The organism is Chromobacterium alkanivorans (assembly GCF_016937655.1).
Taxonomy (GTDB): Bacteria; Pseudomonadota; Gammaproteobacteria; order Burkholderiales; family Chromobacteriaceae; genus Chromobacterium; species Chromobacterium alkanivorans.
On sequence record NZ_JAFHKL010000040.1, the window covers coordinates 1 to 929 of the forward strand.

At 57.3% G+C, this 929-nt stretch carries 1 protein-coding gene; it reads right to left on the minus strand.

From position 1 onward, the window contains the following. Window positions 1-124 precede the first annotated feature (124 nt). Window positions 125-929: SEL1-like repeat protein (locus tag JW897_RS24100; protein WP_205467931.1), on the minus strand; the 805-nt coding region annotated here is incomplete at its 5' end.

The following is a 929-nucleotide window of genomic DNA, read 5'->3' on the forward strand; positions in this document are numbered from 1 at the left end:
ATGGTCTTTCTCATATACGCAGTTGAAGGCCAGCCTGGCTTCGACTGCTTTCAAGTCCGGCACTGCGCGCTCCTTGGCGTCGCAGGCGGCCAGAGCCCCCAACAGCGACAAGGCGTACAGCGTTTTAACCATGCTTGCCGTTCAGCGGCCGTCCGGTCTTGGCATCCAGGCCCTTGGCCGCGGCTAGCTTACTCATCAAGGCTTCCGACGGTTTTTCCGGCGCCACATTGGCCTTGAACGCTTCCAGCCACTTCAGCTTGCCGTCCCAGGCCGGCAGCGGGGCCGGCGGCAACGGCACGATCTCGTCCAGTTCCAGCACCTTGGGGTGGGCGTAAGAGTAGTCGCTGAGAACTCCTCCAATTAACTCGTAACGACGAACCCTCTCATCATCCTTTGATAAAGCCAAGTACTTGTACTGACTTGTCTTATCATTGGCATCGATAGCTGGTGTAGTGAAACCATTAACAAGGAAAGCAGCAGCTGTCGCATCTCCGGCCTTAATTGCTAGCTGGAAAAACCTAACCGCTTCGGGATTATTCTCACCCATCATTGATGCAGCGTACTCTTTCGCGGCCTTTCCATGCCCTTGTTCACCTGCACACTTTTTCATTTTCAAACCAACGGAGTACGCAGCTGCCTGTGCAACCGTCAAGTTGGTCAGTTTATCTCCCACCAAGTACTGCGCTTCCGGGCTGCCCAGGTCCGCCGCCTTGCGGTAGTAGCGGTTGGCCAGTTCCTCGTCCTGTTTCACGCCGTAACCGGCCTTCAGATAACGCCCCATATCGTAGTAGCCGCCGGGAATGCCGCGGTCTATCAGCTCCTGAGTCAGGTCCAGCGTTTCCTTGACCGGGTCCTCGCTGCGCGCCGTGCCCCGCCCTATCATGTCGCGCAGCTCCAGATTGGCCTTGTAATGGCCGTGAGCGGTGGCA